2 protein-coding genes are annotated in these 3,032 nt (G+C 72.4%); both read left to right on the top strand.

All coding sequences use genetic code 11. From position 1 onward, the window contains the following. The first annotated feature begins 88 nt into the window (after positions 1–88). Positions 89–2,158, top strand: a complete 2,070-nt coding sequence (locus HUV01_RS14410; protein WP_174298897.1) for a TonB-dependent receptor — start codon at positions 89–91, stop codon at positions 2,156–2,158. Positions 2,159–2,173: 15 nt separating this feature from the next. Then, the coding region (locus HUV01_RS14405; protein WP_174298896.1) for a PepSY-associated TM helix domain-containing protein at positions 2,174–3,032 on the top strand (859 nt) is incomplete at its 3' end.

Raw genomic sequence — 3,032 nt, 5'->3', positions numbered from 1 at the left:
CCTCCTGACCGATCCCGTGCCGTCCTCTCGGGCGGCCCAGCATCCCGTGGCCCGCGCGATCGACGCCGGGCCGGTCGAAGGTCCGTCCATGCACCGATCCCACCTGCTGGCGGGCGCCGCCGCGCCGTGCCTCCTGCTCGCGGTTCCCGCAACCGCCCAGACCGCCGAGACATCTCGGACCAGCCAGGCCGCCGCGACGCCGGGCGGCGAGGTCGTCGTCACGGCCACGCGCTCCGCCCGGCCGCTCGCCGACGTGCCCGCCAGCATCAGCGTCGTGACCGCGCAGGACATCGCGGACACGCCCGCCCGGACGATCGACGACGTGCTGCGCCGCGTGCCGTCCCTCGACCTGCCGATCGCCAGCACGAACGAGCAGCATCCGACCGACACGATCGTCTCGATGCGGGGCCTGAGCGGCATCCGCTCGCTCGTGCTACTGGACGGCGTGCCGCTCAACGACAGCTTCTTCGGCTATGTCCAGTGGAGCGAGGCGCCGCTCGACACGATCGACCGGGTCGAGGTCGTGCGCGGCGGCGGCGCGACGCTGTGGGGCAATTACGCCATGGGCGGCGTCGTCAACATCCTGACGCGTCCGGTCGAGCGGAGCGGGCTCGACGCGGAGGCGGCGGGCGGGGGGCGCGGGACCTATCGGGCGGACGGCCGCGCCGCCCTGGCCGGCGACGGCCACGGCCTGGCGATCGACGGCGGGATCAGCCACACCGACGGCTATCTGGAACAGGCGGACGGCTATCGCGGCCCGATCGACGTGCCGACATCCTCGACCGCGCGCAGCGTCGCGCTGTCCGGCGACGCCGACCTTTCGCCCACGCTCGGCATCCGGGCGCGGGCGAGCCGTTACAGCAACGACCAGAACTTCCTGACCCGGCTCCAGACCAACGACCAGCGCAACTGGCGCTACACGGCCACGCTGACATGGCGTCCGGGCGAAGGGGCGACGGTGGACCTCACCGCCTTCCACGTCGACGAACGCTTCGTCACCAACAACACCGGCGCGCCGGACGGCGCCGATCCGAACGCCGCCGAATACGTCCAGAACCGCCACCTGACGCGGGCCAGCGACTGGGGCGCGTCGCTGGTGGGTACCCGGACCTTCTCCGGCATCCTGCGTTCCGTATCGGCGGGCGTCGACTATCACGACGTCCGGGGCAGCGACCGCGCCGCCATCCTCGACCAGACCGGAACCCAGCTTCGCACGGACACGGGCTCGGGCGACCAGCGGTTCCTGGGCGGCTTCGCCCAGGCCGAGCTGCGCCCGCTCGATCCGCTGCAACTGCTGCTGAGCCTCCGCTATCAGGATTTCCGCAACCGCGACGGGCTCGACGCGTCGCCGGGCGGCGTCGGGCGCGTGCCCGGCCGGCACGACGGCGCCGTCGACCCGCGCCTGTCGGTCCGATACCAGCTTCCCGCGGGCTTCGGCCTGCGCGGCGCATATTACCGCGCGTTCCGCGCGCCGACGCTCGACAACCTGTACCGGTCGGCCTCGGTGCCGGGCTACATCCTCTACGGCAACGCCGCGCTCAGGCCCGAGACGCTCGGGGGCGGCGAGATCGGCGTCGACTACATCCGCGGCCCGATCCGCTTCCAGGCGACCGCCTATTCGAGCATCGTCTCCGATTTCCTGACCTATCGCTACCTCGATCCCGCGACGCTGCCGGCCGGTTTCGACATCGGCGCCCGCCTCATCAACGCCGGACGCGCCCGCAGCCGGGGCGTCGAGGCGGAACTGACGTGGCGCGCATCGGCGCGGCTCTCCGCCACCGCCGCCTATACCTTCGCCGACTCGGTCGTGACCCGGAACCCAGAGGATCCGGCGAGCGTGGGCGTGCAGCAGCCGGGCATCCCCAGGAACCGGGTCAGCGCCGGCGTCGACTGGACCGGTCCCCATGGCGTCAGGGTCTCGCCGCGCATGCGCTATCTCGCGAGCACCGACGGCGATCCGGACGCGCTCTTCCGCACCGACGCGCACCTCGTCGCCGATCTCGCCGCCTCCGTGCCCGTGCGGCGGGGCGTGGAGACGTTCGTCCAGATCGAGAACCTGTTCGACCGGCGCTACATCGGCACGAACGACGGGTTCACCGCGCCGCTGTACGGCAAGCCGTTCACAGCGACGGCGGGCGTCCGCCTGACGCTAGACTGACGGGAGGACGCGATCATGGTCACGACGGGACACGCCGCCTCCTACAACGCCGTCTGGCGCTGGCACTTCTACGCCGGCGTGTTCTGCGTGCCGTTCGTGGTCTGGCTGGCGCTGACCGGCTCGATCTACCTGTGGCGGCCGCAGATCGAGGCGTGGCTCGACCGGCCGTACGACCGTCTGGCGACCGCCGGCTCCCCGGCATCGCCGGATGCGCAGGTCGCGGCGGCGCTGCGGGCGGTGCCCGGCTCGACGCTGCACGACTATATCCTGCCCGAGGCGCCGGACCGGGCGGTCCGCATCCTGGTGACGCGGCGCGGCGTCGACAGCCGCGTCTATGTCAATCCGCGCTCGCTCGCCGTGCTGGGGGTCGCGACCGAGGAAAAGCGGCCGTTGCGCGTGATCCTCCATCTTCATGGCGAGCTGCTGGCGGGAAGGGTCGGCAGCTATCTGGTCGAGGTCGCGGCCTGCTGGGCGATCGTCATGCTGCTGACCGGCCTCTATCTGTGGTGGCCAAGGGGGCGGCGGGGCTGGGCGGGGGTGCTCTACCCCCGGCTCGGCGGCGGCGGCCGGCTGTTCTGGCGCGATATCCATGCGACCGCCGGCATCTGGGTGTCGCTGGCCGCGCTCGGCCTGATCCTGACCGGACTTCCCTGGGCGGAGGGCTGGGGCAACTATCTGACCGAGATGCGCCGGCTGACCGGAACGCTGGACGGGCCGCCGGACTGGCCGATCGGCGGCGCCTTGCTGCAAGTCGGGCCACAAGCCGGGCCACAGGTCGGGCCGAAAGCCGGGGCGAAGGCCGACCCGCACGCCGGTCATGCGAGCCACGCCGGCATGGCGGGGATGGGGAGCATGGCGGCATCGCGCCCGCCGG

The sequence above is a fragment of the Sphingomonas bacterium genome (genome assembly GCF_903643035.1).
In the GTDB taxonomy this organism is placed as follows: Bacteria; Pseudomonadota; Alphaproteobacteria; order Sphingomonadales; family Sphingomonadaceae; genus Sphingomonas.
Note: the sequence above shows the minus strand (reverse complement) of the source record. Positions and strands in the feature narration are given on the sequence as shown.